The organism is Micromonospora sp. CNZ297 (assembly GCF_007827625.1).
Genome location: NZ_VISU01000017.1, coordinates 149295 through 166856 on the forward strand (window position 1 = coordinate 149295; position 17562 = coordinate 166856).

16 protein-coding genes are annotated in these 17562 nt (G+C 74.5%); 8 read left to right on the forward strand and 8 right to left on the reverse strand.

Features of this window, described 5'->3' with window-relative positions; translation table 11 throughout:
* Window positions 1–128: 128 nt before the first annotated feature.
* Window positions 129–470 carry a DUF3817 domain-containing protein gene (locus FB454_RS25610; RefSeq protein ID WP_013286021.1) on the forward strand — a complete coding sequence of 114 codons (342 nt, stop codon included), beginning with the start codon at window positions 129–131 and terminating at the stop codon, window positions 468–470.
* On the opposite strand, the gene FB454_RS25615 is transcribed toward FB454_RS25610, so the two are convergent.
* Window positions 451–1341, reverse strand: coding sequence for an alpha/beta fold hydrolase (locus FB454_RS25615; protein WP_145823665.1), 891 nt, complete (start codon window positions 1339–1341; stop codon window positions 451–453). The genes FB454_RS25610 and FB454_RS25615 overlap by 20 nt on opposite strands.
* Window positions 1342–1377: 36 nt before the next feature.
* Complete coding sequence (locus FB454_RS25620) at window positions 1378–1917, reverse strand: hypothetical protein (RefSeq protein WP_036311648.1); 540 nt, start codon at window positions 1915–1917, stop codon at window positions 1378–1380.
* Window positions 1918–2068: 151 nt separating this feature from the next.
* On the opposite strand from FB454_RS25620, the gene FB454_RS25625 reads away from it, so the two are divergent.
* The 3 genes from FB454_RS25625 to FB454_RS25635 are packed head-to-tail and all read left to right on the forward strand — an operon-like array spanning window position 2069 to window position 6032.
* A complete protein-coding gene (locus tag FB454_RS25625) occupies window positions 2069–3193 on the forward strand; it encodes a baeRF2 domain-containing protein (RefSeq protein ID WP_013286024.1) in 1125 nt (374 codons plus the stop codon).
* The gene (locus tag FB454_RS25630) at window positions 3186–4934 is read left to right on the forward strand and encodes a thiamine pyrophosphate-requiring protein (protein WP_013286025.1); all 1749 of its coding nucleotides are present in this window, start codon (window positions 3186–3188) and stop codon (window positions 4932–4934) included. Before FB454_RS25625 ends, FB454_RS25630 begins: the two co-directional genes overlap by 8 nt.
* Before the next feature lie 51 nt (window positions 4935–4985).
* Window positions 4986–6032, forward strand: a complete 1047-nt coding sequence (locus tag FB454_RS25635) for an iron-containing redox enzyme family protein (RefSeq protein ID WP_013286026.1) — start codon at window positions 4986–4988, stop codon at window positions 6030–6032.
* A 97-nt stretch (window positions 6033–6129) separates the two neighbouring features.
* On the opposite strand, the gene FB454_RS25640 is transcribed toward FB454_RS25635, so the two are convergent.
* A complete protein-coding gene (locus FB454_RS25640; protein WP_145755779.1) occupies window positions 6130–6354 on the reverse strand; it encodes a CDGSH iron-sulfur domain-containing protein in 225 nt (74 codons plus the stop codon).
* Window positions 6355–6542: 188 nt separating this feature from the next.
* Here FB454_RS25640 and FB454_RS25645 point away from each other — a divergent pair, with 188 nt between their 5' ends.
* Window positions 6543–7958, forward strand: a complete 1416-nt coding sequence (locus FB454_RS25645; RefSeq protein ID WP_145823666.1) for a hypothetical protein — start codon at window positions 6543–6545, stop codon at window positions 7956–7958.
* 244 nt (window positions 7959–8202) lie between these two features.
* Window positions 8203–9336 (forward strand): SigB/SigF/SigG family RNA polymerase sigma factor, encoded by a 1134-nt coding sequence (locus tag FB454_RS25650; RefSeq protein WP_013286029.1) that lies wholly within the window; start codon window positions 8203–8205, stop codon window positions 9334–9336.
* Between the two features lie 100 nt (window positions 9337–9436).
* Here FB454_RS25650 and ctaD read toward each other — a convergent pair whose 3' ends face one another.
* From ctaD to FB454_RS25675, 5 genes are all read right to left on the reverse strand, one after another.
* Complete coding sequence (gene ctaD / locus FB454_RS25655) at window positions 9437–11440, reverse strand: aa3-type cytochrome oxidase subunit I (RefSeq protein ID WP_013286030.1); 2004 nt, start codon at window positions 11438–11440, stop codon at window positions 9437–9439.
* Window positions 11441–11527: 87 nt separating this feature from the next.
* Entirely contained in the window at window positions 11528–12259 is a 732-nt protein-coding gene (locus tag FB454_RS25660; protein ID WP_013286031.1) for an ATP-binding protein, read from the reverse strand.
* A 133-nt stretch (window positions 12260–12392) separates the two neighbouring features.
* Window positions 12393–12845, reverse strand: coding sequence for a DUF4383 domain-containing protein (locus FB454_RS25665; protein ID WP_030274282.1), 453 nt, complete (start codon window positions 12843–12845; stop codon window positions 12393–12395).
* A 107-nt stretch (window positions 12846–12952) separates the two neighbouring features.
* Window positions 12953–14107, reverse strand: a complete 1155-nt coding sequence (locus FB454_RS25670) for a glycosyltransferase (protein ID WP_145823667.1) — start codon at window positions 14105–14107, stop codon at window positions 12953–12955.
* A 28-nt stretch (window positions 14108–14135) separates the two neighbouring features.
* The gene (locus tag FB454_RS25675) at window positions 14136–15119 is read right to left on the reverse strand and encodes a glucosyl-3-phosphoglycerate synthase (RefSeq protein WP_225319619.1); all 984 of its coding nucleotides are present in this window, start codon (window positions 15117–15119) and stop codon (window positions 14136–14138) included.
* A 248-nt stretch (window positions 15120–15367) separates the two neighbouring features.
* Between FB454_RS25675 and FB454_RS25680 the strand changes: the two genes are divergently transcribed.
* Both FB454_RS25680 and FB454_RS25685 read left to right on the forward strand, forming a co-directional pair.
* A complete protein-coding gene (locus FB454_RS25680) occupies window positions 15368–16390 on the forward strand; it encodes a Gfo/Idh/MocA family protein (RefSeq protein ID WP_145755776.1) in 1023 nt (340 codons plus the stop codon).
* Entirely contained in the window at window positions 16383–17471 is a 1089-nt protein-coding gene (locus tag FB454_RS25685) for a zinc-dependent alcohol dehydrogenase (protein WP_145823668.1), read from the forward strand. Before FB454_RS25680 ends, FB454_RS25685 begins: the two co-directional genes overlap by 8 nt.
* The last annotated feature ends 91 nt before the right edge of the window (window positions 17472–17562 follow it).

Genomic DNA, 17562 nt, shown 5'->3' on the forward strand with positions numbered 1-17562 from the left:
AGGCCCGGAGGCCCTTTTCTGTACCCCGTGGCGGCCCCGGTGATCCCCGTCGCGGGGCAGCGGGTTCCGTCCGGGCGGCCCGGCCCGGGCGGCTAGCATGGCCGCCGACGGCGAAGGGGAGTGGCGGAATGCGCGACGGGTGGATCCGGGCGTTCGTGGTGGCGGCGTTCGCCGAGGCCTGCTCGTGGGCGGCGCTGCTGGCCGGCATGGCGGTCAAGTACGGCCCGCCCGGCGACGAGATCGGCGTGAAGATCTTCGGCCCGATCCACGGCGCGCTGTTCGTGGTCTACGGCCTGCTGGCGCTTGTGGTGGCCCGGCGGCGCCGCTGGACGCTCGTGCAGACCGGGCTGGCCCTGGCCAGCGCGGTGCCCCCGTTCGCCACCGTGCTGTTCGAGCGCTGGGCGAGCCGCCGGGGCCTGCTCGACGCGCCGGCTGTCGCGCAGCGGCCGCTCACCCCCGCGGGTCGCTGACCGCAGCGACATCCTCGGCGAGGAACCCGGCCAGCACGTCGGTCAGCTCCCGCGGCGCCTCCTCGGCCATGTGGTGCCCGGACGGGATCGACGCGGTCCGCACGTCGTCGGCCCAGTCCCGCCAGATCGCGGCCGGGTCGCCGTAGAGGTCGACCATGTCGTCGCGCTCGGACCAGGCGAACAGCACCGGGCAGCCGATCCGCCGCCCGGCGGCCCGGTCGGCGTCGTCCGCCGCCCGGTCCGGCCCGAGCCCGGCCCGGTAGTCCTCGCACATGGCGTGCACCGTCGCCGGGTCGTGGATGGCGCGCCGGTAGTCGGCGTACGCCTGCTCGCCCAGCTCCTCCGGTGATCCGCCGTACCAGGCATCCGGATCGGCGTTGATCACCCGCTCGGCCGGCTTGGCGAGCTGACCGAGGAAGAACCAGTGCCACCAGCGGGCGGCGAACCGGGCGTCGCAGCGGGCCAGCGCCTCACCGATCGGCACCCCGTCCAGCACGCCGAGGCGGCTCACCCGGTCCGGATGATCCAGGGCGGTCCGCATGGCCACGTACGCGCCGCGGTCGTGACCGATCACTGCGGCCCGGCGGTGGCCGAGCGCGTCGAGCAGCTCGACCACGTCGGCGGCCATCGCCCGCTTCGAGTAGACGGTGTGCTCCGGGTCGCTCGGCGGCTTCGACGAGCCGCCGTAGCCGCGCAGGTCCGGGCAGATCACCGTGTGCCGCGCGGCCAGCCGCGGCGCCACCCGGTGCCAGGTCGCATGGGTACGCGGGTGCCCGTGCAGCAGCACCACGGGTGGCCCGGAGCCGCCGTGGCGTACGCGCAGGCGCACCGCGCCGACGTCGATCTCGGTGAGCGTGAATCCGGCGAACATGGCCGCAGCGGTGCCCGCCTCCGGTGACGGGGAAACCTAGGTCAGGGCCGAGCAGGCGGCCACGCCGAACAGCAGCACGGCGCCCAGCATGGCCTGGAGCAGCAGCGCCGGACCCAGGTGGGACCAGAGCGTCGCGGTACGCGGGGTCAGCAGTTGCCCGGTGGTCAGGTTGACGATCCGCTCGATCCGCGGCGGCAGGTCCTCGTCACGTTGCGCCCGCAGCGTGAGCTGGACGTGGTCGCCGGGGTGCAGTGCGCTCTGCGGCAGGTGGCCGTGCAGCTCGACCTCCACCAGCCGGCCGGCGGCGTCGCGTACCCGGACCGGGGTGACCAGGAACTCCGGCCCCTTCTTCAGCTCCTTGAAGCTGCGCCGGGCCCCGCCGCCGCCGCTGCTGAGCAACGCGCGCACCACCTTCAGCAGCAGCCCCACCACGCCCGCGGCGGTCAGCACCGCGACAAGCGCGGGCTGCCCGACCCGGACCTCCCGGGCGTAGCCCTCCATCAACCGGACGAGACGCCCGGTGACGACGCGTTCCGTCGGGTGGACGACGCGTCGGCTGTACAGCTCCGTGTCCATGTTCACCACCGAGAGTCCCGTTCCGTGCACAGATGGTATCGGCCCTTCGGGTTGAACGACGTGAATGAACGGTGGTCACGCCCCGGCCGCCGGCAGGTGACATCCGCCGGGGCGCGGGTATGCGTGCGGCCGAGCCGGAAAGGGGTCGAGCATGCAGCTGTCCTTCCTGCGCCCGCTCTACAACCGTCCCGGGCCCTGGTGCTCGGTGTACATGGACGCCTCCCGCGACACCCAGGACGCGCGACCGCAGGTCGACCTGCGCTGGCGGGCCCTCAAGGGCGACCTGCTGGGGCAGGGCGCCGACCCGGTCACCGTCGAGGCGGTGGAGGAGGTCGTCCGCCGGCACCAGCCGATGCCCGGCGACTACGGCATCGCCGTGTTCGCCACCCGGGGCCGCGTGGTGCTCACCGAGTACCTGTCCGCGCCGCCGCTGCGTGACCTGGCGAGCTGGTCGGCGCTGCCGCACACCATGCCGCTGGTCGCCCAGCGCGGCGAGCAGGTGGCCTGGGTACGGGTGCTGGCCGACCGTACCGGCGCGGACGCGATGGCGGTCAGCGCCGGTGGCGTGCCCCGGCGCGCCCAGGTGAAGGGCGGGCAGAGCCGCCAGCTGCGCCGGGTGCAGCCGGGCGGCTGGTCGCAGTCCCGCTACCAGCGCGCCGCCATGGAGGCGTGGCACCAGAACGCCGGTGACGCCGCCGCGGCCACCGCCGACCTGGCCGAGCGCGTCGGCGCGGACGTCGTCCTGGTGGCCGGGGACGTCCGGGCCACCGGCATGATCGCCGCCCAGCTCCCCGAGCGCTGGCAGGACGTGCTGGTCCGCACCGACGCGGGCGCCCGCGACGTGGGCGCCGACGACACGCTGATGGACGACATCATGGTGCAGACCGTCGCCGAGGTCGCCGACCGGCGGATCGCCGCCGCGCTGGACCGCTTCGGCGTCCAGGAGGACGTCGGCGCCGGACTCGACGCCGTGGTCTCCGCGCTGCAACGCAACCAGGTCGACACGATGCTCATCGTGGACGACCCGTCGGCCGACGGCGAGCTGTGGGTGGGCCCCGAGCCGACCGAGATCGCCACCGACCCGGGGCAGCTGGCCGGCATGTCGGTGGCCGACCCCCAGCGGGTACGCGCCGACGCGGCGCTGCTGCGCGCGCTGATCGGCACCGACGCGGACCTGACGGTGCTCGCGCCCGAGGAGGCGCCGGAGCTGACCGACGGGGTCGGCGCGGTGCTGCGCTACGTCGACGCGAGCACGCCGGGGCGGGGTAATGGCTGAGCGCATCGTCGCCGACCTGGTGGTCGAACGCCTGCGGGCCTGGCGGGTGCCGCGGGTGTTCGGCTGTCCGGGCGCGGCGATCGCCCCGCTCGTGGGCGCGCTCGACGACGCGGGCGGGGACCCGGCGTTCGTCCCCGCCCGGCACGAGGAGACCGCCTCGTACATGGCCACCGGGCACGCGAAGTTCACCGGCGGCGTCGGGGTGTGCCTGGCGACCCAGGGCCCGAGCGCCGTGCACCTGCTCAACGGGCTCTACGACGCCAAGCTCGACAGCAAGCCGGTGGTCGCGATCATCGGCGAGGACGTCACCGGCCCGCTCGGCGGCGCGCACGAGGAGATCGGGTTGAGCCGGCTGTTCGGCGACGTGTGCAACCAGTTCGTCCGCTACGGCCGCCGGCCCGAGCAGGTGCCGGCACTGCTGGACCAGGCGTTCCGTACCGCCGCGGCGACCCGCAGCCCGACCTGCGTGGTGCTGCCGCGCGCGTTGCAGGTCACCGCCGTACCGGACCTGCTGCCGCAGACCGCCGGGGTGGTCACCGCGACGCCCGGCGAGCCGCTGGCCCGGGTGCTGCCGCACGACGCCGACCTGGACGCCGCCGCCTCGCTGCTCGGCAACGGGCGGCGGGTGGCGGTGCTCGTCGGCCAGGGCGCGCACGGCGCGGCCGAGGAGATCGTCGCACTCGCCGACCGGCTCGGCGCGGGCGTGGCCACGTCGCTGCTGGGCAAGCCGGTGCTCGACGAGCGGCTGCCGTTCCACACCGGCGTGCTCGGCGAGGTCGGCACCACCGCCGCCGCGCAGCTCATGGGCTCCTGCGACACGCTGTTGATGATCGGCACCAACGATCCGTGGACCGACTGGTTCCCGATGCCGGGCCAGGTACGCACCATCCAGATCGACATCGACGGCCGGCGCATCGGCACCCGCTACCCGGTGGACGTGCCGCTGGTCGGCGACGCCGCCGAGACGCTGCGGGCGCTGCTGACCCGGGTGCCGGAGAATCCCCACCGCGAGTGGCGCGGCATGGTGGAGAAGATGGTGGACCGGTGGCGCGTGGCCGCCGCCGAGCGCACCGCCACGCCCGCCGATCCGGTCGACCCGCGGCTCGTGCTGCGTGAGCTGTCCACCCGGCTGCCCCGGCACGCCGGCGTCGCCGTCGACGTCGGCTCGGTCGTCTACTGGTACGCCCGGCACCTGGAGCTGCCGCCGGGTGTGCAGGCGCGGCTGTGCGGCACGCTCGGCTCGATGGGCTGCGCCCTGCCGTACGCGGTCGCCGCCAAGCTGGCCCGCCCGGACGAGCCGGTGTTCGCGCTGCTCGGCGACGGCGCGATGCAGCTCAACGGCCTGGCCGAGCTGATCACTGTGGCGCACCACTGGACGGCCTGGCACGATCCCCGGCTGATCGTGCTGGTGCTGAACAACAGGGACCGGTCCGGCGTCGGCGGCGGCCGGTCACCCGGGGAGCGGGGGCCCGAGGTGCCGTACGCCGGGTGGGCCCGCCTGCTCGGGCTGCACGGCGTCCGGGTGGACCGGCCGGACCTGGTCGGACCCGCCTGGGACGAGGTGCTGGCGGCCGACCGGCCTGCCGTCCTGGAGGCGGTGGTGGACCCGGCCGTGCCGCTGGACGCGCCCGAACCGGCGCTGGCCGACCTGCGCGGCCTGGTGGCCGACGGGGACGCCGCCCGCCGGGTGCGGGAGCGGGTGATCCAGACCGAGGCCATCGCGGCGGACGAAGTCGTTTAGCGGCATCCGGGCGGGGCACTGCGACCGGGCGCAACCGTCCCGGGAGGTCACATGTCCGTCGCCGCCGACAGTCGTCACGGCCCCGCTCCGCTGCCCGCGGCGCGCGGGCCTGTCTCCGCCGCGCTGCTGACCGCGCTGCGCGCGGCGCCGGGCGAGCTGCCGGCCGGGCTGGGCACGCACCTGGACGCGGCCGCCGCGCCGCTGACCGACGAGGACCTCCAGCTCACCCTGTTCCTCTGCTACGAGCTGCACTACCGGGGCTGGTCGGGCGTCGACGCGGCGTGGGAGTGGGAGCCGTCGCTGCTGGCGCTGCGCGCCCGCGCCGAGCGGCCGTTCGAGGCGGCGCTGCGCGAGCTGGCCGGTCCGCAGCCGGCGGTGCTGCCGGCCGGCGTGCCGGGTGCGCTGGCCGACCTGGTGGCCGCCGACGACGGCCCGCCGCTGGCCGCCACGCTGCAACGCCGCGCCGACCTCGACCGGTTCCGCGAGTTCGTCGCCCACCGCTCGATCTACCACCTGCGCGAGGCCGACCCGCACAGCTGGGCGCTGCCCCGGCTCGGTGGGCCGGCGAAGGCCGCGCTCGTGGAGATCCAGACCGACGAGTACGGCAACGGCCGGCTGGACCGGATGCACGCCGAGCTGTTCCGCACCACGATGGACCGGCTCGGCCTGGACACCGGCTACGCCGCCCATCTGGACCGGGTGCCGGCGGTGACGCTGGCGACGAACAACCTGATGTCGCTGTTCGGTCTGCACCGGCGGCTGCGCGGGGCGCTGCTCGGGCACCTGGCCGCGTACGAGATGACCTCGTCGCTGCCGAATCGCCGCTACGGCAACGGACTGCGCCGGCTCGGCTTCGACGAGGTCGCCACGCGCTTCTACGACGAGCACGTCGAGGCCGACGCCGTACACGAGCAGATCGCCGCGTACGACATGTGCGGCGGGCTGGTCCGGGCCGAGCCGGCGCTCGCGTCCGACGTGCTGTTCGGGGCCGCCGCCGCGCTGGCGCTGGACGCCCTCTTCGCCGCACACCTGCTCACCGCCTGGTCGACGGGCGAGTCGTCCCTGCGCCCACCCCAGCACGCCCTCGCCGCAGCCTGACCCCACTTTTCCCGCGCGATCTTGCAGTTCGGGCCCCTTGAGTGTCCGGTTCGGGAGGTTTGCCGGGCACCGAAGTGCAAGATCGACGAGGTGGGGGTCAGGACTCGCGGTCGCTGCCGGCTCGGAAACCGCTCAGCTTGTGCGTGCCGTCGCAGAACGGCTTGATCGCGCTCTTTCCGCACCGGCACAGCGCCACCGTGCCCCGGCGCGTCTCGATCGGCGTGCCGTCGGGCGTGACCAGCGCGAAGTCGCCGCGTACCAGCAGTGGTCCGTCCCGGTACGGGGTGATGGTCGCCGCCGGGGTGCTCTCGTCGTCGGGCATGCGCGGTGCAGTGCCCGTCCCGGTCCGGCCCAAACCCGCACCCGAGCGCTGTTGCGCCCGCGACGGCGGGCACGCGGCGCGACGGCGTACCTGGGTGTCGCGGGCGGTGCGGTTACCGGGCGGGCCTTGGTCCTCACCCGTGGGGAGATGCCCCGTTTAGACCCCAGAGGGACGGGAAGCCGGGCCGCGTGGTGAGCGAACGAGTCGAACGGACGCCGGTCAGCGGCGCAGGGCTGCCCGCGGAGCGGGTGGTGGCGGCCGGCAGCGCCGCCCGGGTCCTGGTCGCCGTGACCGCCCGGGCGCTGCGCGGCGACGACTGCGGCGACCTCGGCCACCCGGGCGCGCTGTCCCGCCTCACCGGCGCGCCCGAGCCGGTACGCCGCGCCGCCGCCGTCCGGGCCGCCGGGCGGGCGGCGCTCACCGCCGGACAGATCGCCGCCGTGGACGCCGAGCGGGTGGCCGGGTGGTTCGCCGGGCAGTACCCGGACCGGCGCTGGCCCGGCGTGGTGCTCGGCTCGCCGCACGGCGCCGCCGCCCACCTCGCGGTGGCCCTGGGCGTGCCCTGGCTCCCTGCCGGGTTCGAACTGGCCGGGCAGTGGACCCGGGGGGCGGTGGACCGTCCGGACGCCGCGTACGCGCACGGAGCCACGCTGGCCGCCCGGCTGCTCGACGCCAACCCGCGCGTGCACGTACGCCAGGTGCACTGCCCGGCCAGCCGGGGCGCGGCAGCCGGCGCGGCGGTGACGTTCGCGGTGCGCTGGCGCACGCTGCCGAAGGCGTACGCGCGCTTCCTGGCCGACCGGCTGGAACCGGCCGCGCCGGTGCTGCTGCTGCACGACGCCCGCACCTGGCCGGTACGCGACTGCGGCGACGGGCACAGCTTCCAGGCCGGCTGCCCGGGCGGCGGCCTGGACCCGGTCGACTTCCACCCGGACGCCCGGGCGCTGGGCCAGGTGCTGCGCGCGGCCGGCGGTGACGAGACGCGCTGGACCGCGCCGGAGGTCACGGTGGCGGGCGCGTTCGCCGAACACGGCGTGGAGTCCGGTTTCGAGCACGACGCCCGCTCCTTCGGCGACCGGCACGGGCATCCGCTGCACCTGGTGGTCGTGCCGCAGCCGGACGCGCTGAGCGCGGTGACCGCCGACCTGTACCGGCGCTGGCTGCGGCGGGCCGGCAAGACCGGCAACCGGCTGGTGGTGGAGTGCGGCCGGCTGCTCGACCCGGCGCAGGTGCTGCGGGCCGGCCTGGTGCCCTACTGGTGCGAGAACGCCGCCGCGCGCCGGGTCGCGGGCGTCGAGTGGTGGCTGGCCGGCAGCGAGCCGTTCAGCTCGGTGGACGTGCTGCCCGAGCCGCCCGGCCTGCGCTCGCCCGCGTACGCGGGACTGCCCCAGTGGCTGGCGGTGGCCGGCTTCGGGCGCCGCCGGCGGGCCCTGGACCGAGGTGCCGCCCGCGGCTACCCGGTCGCCTCGGTACCCACCCGACGTGCCACGGAGGTGTTGCGCAACCAGCCCTGCGACCTGCCCGCGCCGCCGCCGCTGCGGATGGCCGAGGCCCTCACCGTGCTGCGTGACGCGGGCGCACACCAGGGCCTGCTGGTCCGCTGAACCGCCGCCGGGACCGGGCTGCCGGCCAACCTGGCGAAACTTCCTCGCGATCCTGCGGTCCGTGATTGAGTACCTACGGAGCGGGAAGACCGCTCGCCGCGAAACGGCCCACGACGCCGTGCGGCGGGCAGCCACCGCTTTCGACGTATCCGTCACGTAACCCAACTTCCTCACCCGGTGCGTGGTCCGACCACGCGCACGACCGGTTCCGACCGGGCGGGGGCTCTTCGGCGAGGGGGCGCGGATGTTCGGACAGACCACCACACCCACACCACCGACCACCGACCGGGGTCTGGAGGACCTGGACGCGGCGGCGCTCGCGTACGCGGCCCGGATCGAGGGCCTGCCACCGGAGCGGCGGCAGGAGGCGCGGGACGACCTGGTCCGGTTCGCGCTGCCGTTCGCCGGCCGGCTCGCCCGCCGCTACCGCGGGCGCGGTGAGCCGCTGGAGGACCTGGAGCAGGTGGCCCGTCTCGGCCTGGTCAACGCCGTCGACAGGTACGACCCGGAACGCGGTTCGTTCACCGCGTACGCGGCGATCACCATCGTCGGCGAGATCAAGCGGCACTTCCGCGACCGCACCTGGGGCGTGCACGTGCCGCGCCGGCTGCGGGACCTGATCCTCGAGGTGGGACAGGCGACGGCGACGCTGACCAGTGAGCTGTCCCGCGCGCCCACAGTGGCCGAGTTGTCCGCCCGGCTGGAGACGCCGGAGGAGGAGATCCTCGCCGCGCTGGAGTCGGCTGCCGGCTACAGCCCGGCCTCGCTCAACGCGCCGGTGGGCGGCGAGAGCTCGGCCGAGTTCGGCGACCTGGTCGGCGAGTCCGACCACGCGCTGGAGTCGGTGGACGACCGGGTCACTGTCAGTGGCCTGCTGCACCGGCTGCCCTGGCGGGAGCGCCGCATCCTGGCGATGCGCTTCTACGGCAACCAGACCCAGGCGGAGATCGCCGCCCGGTTCGGCATCTCCCAGATGCACGTGTCCCGGCTGCTGTCGCGGGCGCTGACCTGGCTGCGTCAGGCGATGCTCGCCGACGCCCCGCCGCCCTGGCAGAACGGCGCGGCCGAGGCCGAGCCGGCGAAGGCGCGGATCTCGGTGAGGCAGAACGGCGACCGGGTCGTCGTCGAGGTCGGCGGCGAGGTGGACCGGGCCGGCGCGGACCAGTTGCGCCGGGCGGTGCTCCAGGCGGTCACCGGCCAGCCCCGCGAGGTGGTGGTCGACCTGGTCGGCGCCGGTGGTTTCGACGCCGGCGGGATCGCCGCGCTGATGGCCGGCCGGGAGGCCGCCGCGCGTACCGGGGTGCCGCTGCGGCTGACCCGGGTGCAGCCGGCGGTGCGCCGCTCGCTGACCGCGGCCGGACTGCCGGCCGCCGACTGACCGACCAGCACGTGCCGCGCCGGCTTCCCACCACGGGAGCCGGCGCGAGGCGTACGACGAGAGGGCCGGCGCCCGACGGCGCCGGCCCTCGTCCGGTGTCTCAGTTCTCCGGGGTGTCCCCGTGCCCGCGCGGGTGCCGCCACCTGTCGTTGCGCTGGTCGTCGCGCTCGGCGTTGAGCGCGCTGCCCTCCGGCTCGTCGGTCTCCTCGAAGCTGGGCCGGCGCACCTCCTCCGGCTCCGGCACCTCCACCGGGCGCGCCCCGGACTGCGGAGCGGGCTGGTAGTCCACCGCCTCGGGCGCGCCGTACGCGCCGCCGGCCGACGGCGACTCCGGCACGTGCCGCTCGTGGTGCATCTCCTCGCGGAACGACTGCGGCGGCTTGGTGGTGCGCTGCGGCAGGTCGCGGCCCAGGTCGGAGACGAGCGGGCCGTACTTGAGGTCGAACGCCGGCCGCTCGGAGCGGATGCGCGGCATCCGGTCGAAGTTGCGCAGCGGCGGCGGGCAGGTGGTGGCCCACTCCAGCGAGTTGCCGAAACCCCACGGGTCGTCCACTGTGACCATCGCGCCGTACCGCCACGACTTCCAGATGTTCCAGATCACGAACAGGGTGGACGCGCCGAGGATGAACGAGCCGATGCTGGAGATCGTGTTCAGCGTGGTGAAGCCGTCGCCGGGCAGGTAGTCGGCGTACCGGCGGGGCATGCCCTCGTTGCCGAGCCAGTGCTGCACCAGGAACGTGGCGTGGAAGCCGATGAACATGGTCCAGAAGTGCATCTTGCCCAGCCGCTCGTCGAGCAGCCGCCCGGTCATCTTCGGGAACCAGAAGTAGAGCCCGCCGAACGCGGCGAAGACGATGGTCCCGAACATCACGTAGTGGAAGTGCGCCACCACGAAGTAGCTGTCGGTGACGTGCCAGTCCACCGGCGGGCTGGCCAGCAGCACCCCGGTCAGGCCGCCCAGCAGGAACGTCACCAGGAAGCCGACGGCGAACAGCATCGGCGTCTCGAACGTGATCTGTCCCTTCCACATGGTGCCGATCCAGTTGAAGAACTTCACTCCGGTCGGCACCGCGATCAGGAAGCTCAGGATGCTGAAGAACGGCAGCAGCACCTGCCCGGTGGCGAACATGTGGTGCGCCCAGACGGTCATCGACAGCACCGTGATGGCGATGGTGGCCAGCACCAGGCCGGTGTAGCCGAAGATCGGCTTGCGGGAGAACACCGGGATGATCTCGGTGATGATGCCGAAGAACGGCAGCGCGATGATGTAGACCTCGGGATGGCCGAAGAACCAGAACAGGTGCTGCCAGAGCATCGGCCCGCCGGTCGTCGAGTCGTACACGTGCGAGTGCAGCAGCCGGTCCGAGGCCAGCGCCAGCAGCGCGGCGGCCAGCAGCGGGAACACGAAGATCACCAGGACGCTGGTGAGCAGCGCGTTCCAGGTGAAGATCGGCATCCGGAACATGGTCATGCCCGGCGCGCGCAGCGTCACGATCGTGGTGATCAGGTTGACCGCGCCGAGGATCGTGCCCAGACCGGACACGGCCAGGCCGACCACCCACATGTTCGCCCCGACGCCGGGGGAGTGCTGCGCGGTGCTCAGCGGTGTGTACGCGGTCCAGCCGAAGTCCGCCGCGCCGGCCGGGGTGGCGAACCCGCCCACGACCATGAGCGCGCCCAGGAAGTAGAGCCAGTACGCGAACGCGTTCAGCCGGGGGAACGCCACGTCGGCGGCGCCGATCTGCAGCGGCACCAGGTAGTTGGCGAACCCGAAGAACAGCGGGGTGGCGAACAGCAGCAGCATCACCGTGCCGTGCATGGTGAACATCTGGTTGTACTGCTCGGGGGAGACGACCTGCATCCCCGGCCGGGCCAGCTCCACTCGGATGATCAACGCCAGGATCCCGCCGACGATGAAGTACCCGAACGACGTGATCAGGTAGAGCAGGCCGATCTGCTTGGCGTCGGTGGTCCGCAGCAACCGCCACAGCGCGTTGCCCTTCACCGCCTCCCGTACGGGCCCGGGGTAGCCCCCGAACCGGGCCGGCGCGAGGATCGCGGGCCCTCGGTCTCGTGCCGGTTCCGTGACTACCCGCTTGGGCATGGCATCTCACCCCGTGTGACGACAGACAGGACGGGCGGGCGTACCCGGCCCTCTGCCCATGTAACCAGGCGAGAGCGGAGAATTCGGTCAATTAGCCGGGAGCATGGCCCAGACGACCTTGCCGGCGCCGACCGGAGTGCTGCCCCAGCGCTGGGTCAGCTCGCGGACCAGCATCAGCCCGCGGCCGCCCTCGGCGCGCGGATCGCGGCTGCTCGCGGCGCGGGCGTCGGCCGGGCTGCCGTCCATCACCGCGACCCGCAGGTACGGCCGGCGCAGCGTCAGCGTCACGTGCATCGGGGTGCCGGCGTGCCGCACCACGTTGCCGACCAGCTCGGTGAGCACCAGCGACGCCGGGCCGGCCAGCTCCGGCACGTTCCACCTGCCGCACGCCTCCGTGACCAGCTCCCGGGCCCGCCGGCAGGCGCCGGCGACCGGCTCCAGCCGGGCCCGCAGCCGGGGCGCCGCCTCCGCGCCGGCCAGCGCCGTCGCCTCGGCGCAGTCCCGGCGCACCGGCACCACCCGGCAGGCGGTGGTCTCGTTCAGCCAGGCCGCCGTCTCGGCGCAGGGAGCGGCGAGCACCATCGGCACCGCCGGCCAGTCGGCGGCGCGCCGCGCGGCGGCGGCGAAGACGGACAGGGCCAGCGGCTCGCCGACCTCGATCTCCTCCAGGTCGACCACCAGGGCGTCCGGCTGCGCGGCGAGGCAGTTGTCGAGCACCTCGTGCACCGCGCGCATCGTGCCCAGGTCGAGCGCTCCGGCCAGCCGTACGACAGTGACCGGCGACTCGTCGCGGACCTCGCACCTGATCCGGGTCACCATCGCCGCCTCGTTTCCTTCTCGTCGGGGAGGGCCGCCCGGCCGGGGCGATCGCCGCCTCCCGCAGCCGGAGGACTACGGACGTACCCGGGCCCCGGACCGGTGAAACCGGGCATCGGGGCCGCCGGGGCGCAGGTCAGCGGCGGTCCCCGCGCCGCGCCGCGACCAGCCCCAGCGCCAGCATGGCGGCGCCCAGCAGCAGGTGCAGCCACGAGTCGGCGCGGTTGACCGCGAGCGCGTTCGCCGCGTCGCGTCTGTCGACCGCCAGACCGAAGAGCCACAGCGCCAGGTAGACCGCACCGGCGCCGACCAGGAACGCGCGGGCGCCGGCGACGGTACGGGCCAGCGCCAGCCCGGCCAGGCCGAGCACCAGGTGCACCAGGTTGTGCACCGCCGAGACCTGGAACACACCGAACAGCCGGGCGCCGGAGCCCGGCCCGGCGAAGCGCAGATCCGCGTAGTCGCTGGTGATGCCCGGCACGAAGCCCAGCGCGCCGAGCAGCAGCAGGAGCACGGCGAACCCCGAGGCGATCCGGCGTACCGGCGCCCGCCCGTCGGCCGGGTTGCGCCGTGCCCGGGAGTGCGCCATCGAGTTCGTCACGCCGGCCTCCTCGCCACCGCGGGAAGCGCCGGTTTCCCGCGCCCGGCGGGGGCAAACGCCGGCCCGGCCGCGCGGGGCAGCCGGGCCGGTGCGGCTCAGGCCGGCTGCAGCGGCTTCGTCACGCCCGCCCGGACCCGGTCGTACAGCTCGACGTACTGCTGTGCCATCCGGGCCGGGGTGAACCGCCGGGCCGCCTCCCGCCGGCACTCGGCCGGCTCCAGCCCGGCGGCTGCGAGCACCAGGTCACCCAGCTCACGCTCGTCGTCGGTGAGCAGGCCGGTGCGGCCGTGCTCGATCAGCTCCGGCAGGCAGCCCCGGGCGGTGGCCACCACCGGCGTGCCGAGCGACAGCGACTCGACCACAGCCGTACCGCCCGGCTCCTCCCAACGCAGCGGGAACAGCGACGCCCGCGCCGAGGCGACCAGGTCGTCGCGTTCCCGCCCGGCGACAGTGCCGACCCAGCGCACCCGGTCGCCGTCGACGTTCGGCGCCACCTGGTCGTAGAAGAAACGCACGTCCGGGTTCTGCCGGGCCTCGTCGCCGGCCGCGGCCAGATCCTCCGGCCGGTGGTACGGGCCGACCGGCCCGGCCAGAACCAGCCGGAAGCCGGTCGCCTGCGCCAGCCGGGCGCCCAGGTCCTGCCCCTTGCCCGGGTTGATCCGGCCGAGGATCACCACGTGGTCGCCCTTGGCCACCGGCGCGTGCCGGTCCGCGTCGACCGCGAGCGGGGTGGACAGGTGCACGTGCCCCACCGAGTGCGCGCGCAGCGCCTCCGGAGCGCGCGCCAGCTGCGACGCGGACACGCCGTTGACCCGTACCCGGTCGCCGCCGTCGAGGTTGCCGTACAGCTCCGGGTGCTTGGCCAGGTCCCAGTGCAGCGTGTGCAGCACCGGCGGGGCGTCCGGGCCCATCGCGGCGAGCGTGGCCAGCCCGACCGCCTCCACGTGGTCGTGCACCAGGTCGATGTCGTCGCGGGCGTGCAGCGCCCGCACCACCTCGGACAGGTGCGCCTGGGAGACGCCGCAGACCTGGTTGTACGGCCGCTGCAACGCGTGGAACTGGCCGTCCGGGAAGACCGCGATCCGCTCGTCGACCGGCAGCGTGCTGCTCTCCACCGAGGCGAGCACCACCCGTACGCCCAGGCGGCGCAGCTCCGGCACCAGCGTGGCGATCACGTTCTCGATGCCGCCGTAGCCCGGCGGAGGCACGGACAGCCACGGCCCGGCGTTCATCAGCACGGTGAGCGTCATGCGCTGTCCTCTCTCAGGGTTTCCCCGCTCACGCGGCCGCCACCCGGCGGCGGGGAAGGCGGTGCCGCATCTGCGCCAGCGGCGGGCGTTCCTGCACCGACACGTCGTTGACCACGATCTCGCGGTCCAGGTTGGGCAGCGTCTCCGAGCCGCCCCGGCGGAACTGGGTCAGCAGCGCGGTCGGCGCCACCCCCGGCGCCGCCCACCCGCGTCGTTGCAGCCGCGACCAGGCGGTCAGCATGATCTGCGCGGACATCCGGCCCAGCGCGGCGGTGTCCTGGTGCCGGTGCTTGCGCTCACCCAGGTCGACCTGGGCCAGCGCGTCCAGCCCGACCATCTCCAGCAGGTCGATCAGCATGGCCGTCTCGACGCCGTACCCGGTGACGAACGGCACCCGCTCCAGCACCTCGCGGCGGCCGGCGTACTCGCCCGCGAGCGGTTGCACGAAACCGGCTAGCTCCGGCCAGAACAGGTTCAGCAGCGGCCGGGCCATCAGCTCCGTCACCCGCCCGCCGCCGTCGGGCTCCACACTCGTCGCACCGACCAGCGGCCGGTGGTAGAAGCCCTTCACGAACTCCACGCCCGGATCCGTCAGCAGCGGCCCGAGCAGCCCGGTCACGAAATGCGGCCGGAACTCGCGCAGGTCGGCGTCGACGAACGCGACCACGTCCCCCTCGGCCGCGGCCAGCCCGGCCCAGAGCGCGTCGCCCTTGCCGGTCAGGCGGGGCAGCCCGCGCGTCATCGCGTCCTGGCTGACCACCTCGGCGCCGGCGGCGCGCGCCACCTGCGCGGTCCGGTCGGTGGACCGGGAGTCCACCACGATCAGCTCGTCGACGAGCGGCACACGGTCCATCAGGTGTTCCCGGACGGTCGACACGATCGCGCCGACCGTCGCCTCCTCGTTGCGGGCCGGCAGCACCACGCTGACCCGGCTCGCGCCCTTGGCGCGTACCAGTCGCCGCGCCGGCCAGTCGTCGGCGGTGCTGGTGCGGTACGTGGCCCACGCCTCCACCACAGGTGAGACGGTCGAATCTGATTCCCGCACGGGCACCCCCCATTAGTGGTGGAATCGCGAATCATGGTTTTCCCAATCCCGCATCCGCGCTAACCGGATCTTGCCTAACAACCTGATCACCAGGTGCGTACCGGGCGGTTCCGGGCGGATGAACGTTGCGTTGCGCCCCCCGGCGGCGTTTCGCGCGCGGCCGCCGGGGGGAGTGGTGACCGCAGTCTTCCAGTCGTGGCGAGAGGGTTGGTCGGATGCGTACCTGCCGGGTGGGACTAGTCGGAGCCGGTGGGGTGGCACAACGCCACGCCCGGGTGCTCACGGGCTTCGAGGACGTGGAGCTGCTCGGTGTGACGGACGTCGCGCCGGACGCGGCGGGGGCGCTCGCCGGCACGTACGGCGGCCGGGTGTTCCGCGACGTGGACGAGCTGCTCGCGGCCGGGCCGGACGCGGTGTACGTCTGCGTGCCGCCGTTCGCGCACGGCCCGGTCGAGGAGGTGGTGGTCGCAGCCGGGGTGCCGATGTTCGTGGAGAAGCCGGTGGCGCTGGACCTGGAGACCGCCGAGCGGGTCGCCGCGCTGGTGCAGCAGCAGGGGCTGCTCACCGGCGTCGGGCACCACTGGCGTTACCTGCACGTCGTGGAGGAGGCGCGGCGGCTGCTCGCCGGCCGTCCGGTGCGGATGGTCAACGGTGCCTGGCTGGACAAGGTGCCGCCGGTTGCCTGGTGGGCGCGGCGGGACCGCTCCGGCGGCCCGGTGGTCGAGCAGGCCGCGCACGTGCTGGACCTGGTCCGGCTGCTGGCCGGCGAGGCGGTCGAGGTGACCGCGTACGGCGACGGCAGCCCGCCGCCGGTCGACGGCGCCGACATCGACTCGGTGACCGCCGCCACGCTGCGGTTCGGCTCCGGCGCGGTCGGCACGCTCGCCGCGTCCTGCGTGCTCGGCTGGAAGCACCGGGCCGGCGTGGAGATCCTCGCCGACGGGCTGGCGCTGTGGCTGGCCGAGGACGGCCTGACCGTGCGTGACGCCGACGGCGAGCGGCACGTTCCCGCCGACCCGGACGGCGCGCGGGTGGCAGTCGACCGGGCCTTCGTCGACGCCGTCTGCGGCCTCGGCGACGACGTCCGGGTGCCGTACGCGGAGGCGCTGCGCACCCACCGGCTCGCGCTGGCGGTGGCCGAGTCGGCGCGTACCGGACGGCCGGTGGCGTTGCCGACCGGGCCGGCGTCCCGACTGTCCGCGCCGGTCGCGGACGCGGGGGTGAGCGTCGATGCGTGACCGGGTGGTGGTGGTCGGTGGTCCCGGCCGGGTCGAGCTGGCCGAACTGGACGCGCAGGAGCTGCGCGAGGGCACGTTCCGGGTGGAGACGCTCTACAGCGGCGTGTCCGCCGGCACCGAACTGAGCTTCGTCAAGGGCACCAACCCCTACCTGCACGTCACCTGGGACGCCGCGCTCGGGCTGTTCCGGCCCGGCAGGGCGAGCACGCCGTACCCGGTCACCCGGCTCGGCTACATGCAGGTCGGGCGCGTGGTGGAGAGCCGGACCCCGGCCGTCGCGGTGGGCGAGGTCGGCGCCATGACGTACGGCCACCGCAGCGGCTGGGTCGCCGACCCGCTCACCGAGCGGTTCGTGCCGCTGCCCGACGACCTTGATCCGCTGCTCGGCGTGTACGTCGCGCACATGGGCCCGATCTGCGCCAACGGGCTGCTGCACGCCGCGGCCGACCTGTGCGGCGCCGACGTGCGCACGCTGGGCGACGGCGTACGCGGCCGTCGGGTGGCCGTGGTGGGTGGCGGCGTGGTGGCGCTGCTGACCGCCCTGTTCGCCCGCAGGCACGGTGCCGCCTCGGTGGTCGTGGTCGACCCGACGCCGGCCCGGCGGCAGGTCGCCGAGGCGCTCGGCCTGGACACGCTCGACCCGGACGCTGACGACCCGGCGGTGGTGCTCAAGACGCGGTGGAACCACGCCGCCGGGGACCGGGGCGCCGACGTGGTCTTCCAGTGCCGGGGCCAGGACTGGGCGTTGCAGCTCGCGCTGCGCCTGCTGCGCCCGCAGGGCACCGTGGTCGACCTGGCGTTCTACCAGGGCGGCGCGGACGCGGTCCGGCTCGGTGAGGAGTTCCACCACAACGGGCTGTCGCTGCGCTGCGCGCAGATCGGCCGGGTGCCGCGCGGGCTGGCCCCCACCTGGGACCGGGAGCGGCTGTCGGCGGAGACGGTGGAGCTGCTGCGCCAGTACGGGGACGTGATCCGTAAGCACCTGATCTCCGCAGTGGTCCCGCTGGACGAGGCCCCGGCCCTGCTGACCGACCTGGCCGAGCGCCGCCGCACCGAACTCCAGGTGGTCCTCACCCCCTGACAGTGATGATGTGGGAGCGGGTCACCCGGCCGGTCTGACTCACCCTCTGACTGACCTTGGGTGTCTTCTAGGGGATTCGTCGGCTTGTCCG

Bases quoted from the DNA above. Each gene is read 5' to 3' on its own strand.
- FB454_RS25610 (WP_013286021.1), top strand. From the start codon at position 129: ATGCGCGACGGGTGGATCCGGGCGTTCGTGGTGGCGGCGTTCGCCGAG.
- FB454_RS25615 (WP_145823665.1), bottom strand. From the start codon at position 1,341: ATGTTCGCCGGATTCACGCTCACCGAGATCGACGTCGGCGCGGTGCGC.
- FB454_RS25620 (WP_036311648.1), bottom strand. From the start codon at position 1,917: ATGGACACGGAGCTGTACAGCCGACGCGTCGTCCACCCGACGGAACGC.
- FB454_RS25625 (WP_013286024.1), top strand. From the start codon at position 2,069: ATGCAGCTGTCCTTCCTGCGCCCGCTCTACAACCGTCCCGGGCCCTGG.
- FB454_RS25630 (WP_013286025.1), top strand. From the start codon at position 3,186: ATGGCTGAGCGCATCGTCGCCGACCTGGTGGTCGAACGCCTGCGGGCC.
- FB454_RS25635 (WP_013286026.1), top strand. From the start codon at position 4,986: ATGTCCGTCGCCGCCGACAGTCGTCACGGCCCCGCTCCGCTGCCCGCG.
- FB454_RS25640 (WP_145755779.1), bottom strand. From the start codon at position 6,354: ATGCCCGACGACGAGAGCACCCCGGCGGCGACCATCACCCCGTACCGG.
- FB454_RS25650 (WP_013286029.1), top strand. From the start codon at position 8,203: ATGTTCGGACAGACCACCACACCCACACCACCGACCACCGACCGGGGT.
- ctaD (WP_013286030.1), bottom strand. From the start codon at position 11,440: ATGCCCAAGCGGGTAGTCACGGAACCGGCACGAGACCGAGGGCCCGCG.
- FB454_RS25660 (WP_013286031.1), bottom strand. From the start codon at position 12,259: ATGGTGACCCGGATCAGGTGCGAGGTCCGCGACGAGTCGCCGGTCACT.
- FB454_RS25665 (WP_030274282.1), bottom strand. From the start codon at position 12,845: ATGGCGCACTCCCGGGCACGGCGCAACCCGGCCGACGGGCGGGCGCCG.
- FB454_RS25670 (WP_145823667.1), bottom strand. From the start codon at position 14,107: ATGACGCTCACCGTGCTGATGAACGCCGGGCCGTGGCTGTCCGTGCCT.
- FB454_RS25680 (WP_145755776.1), top strand. From the start codon at position 15,368: ATGCGTACCTGCCGGGTGGGACTAGTCGGAGCCGGTGGGGTGGCACAA.
- FB454_RS25685 (WP_145823668.1), top strand. From the start codon at position 16,383: ATGCGTGACCGGGTGGTGGTGGTCGGTGGTCCCGGCCGGGTCGAGCTG.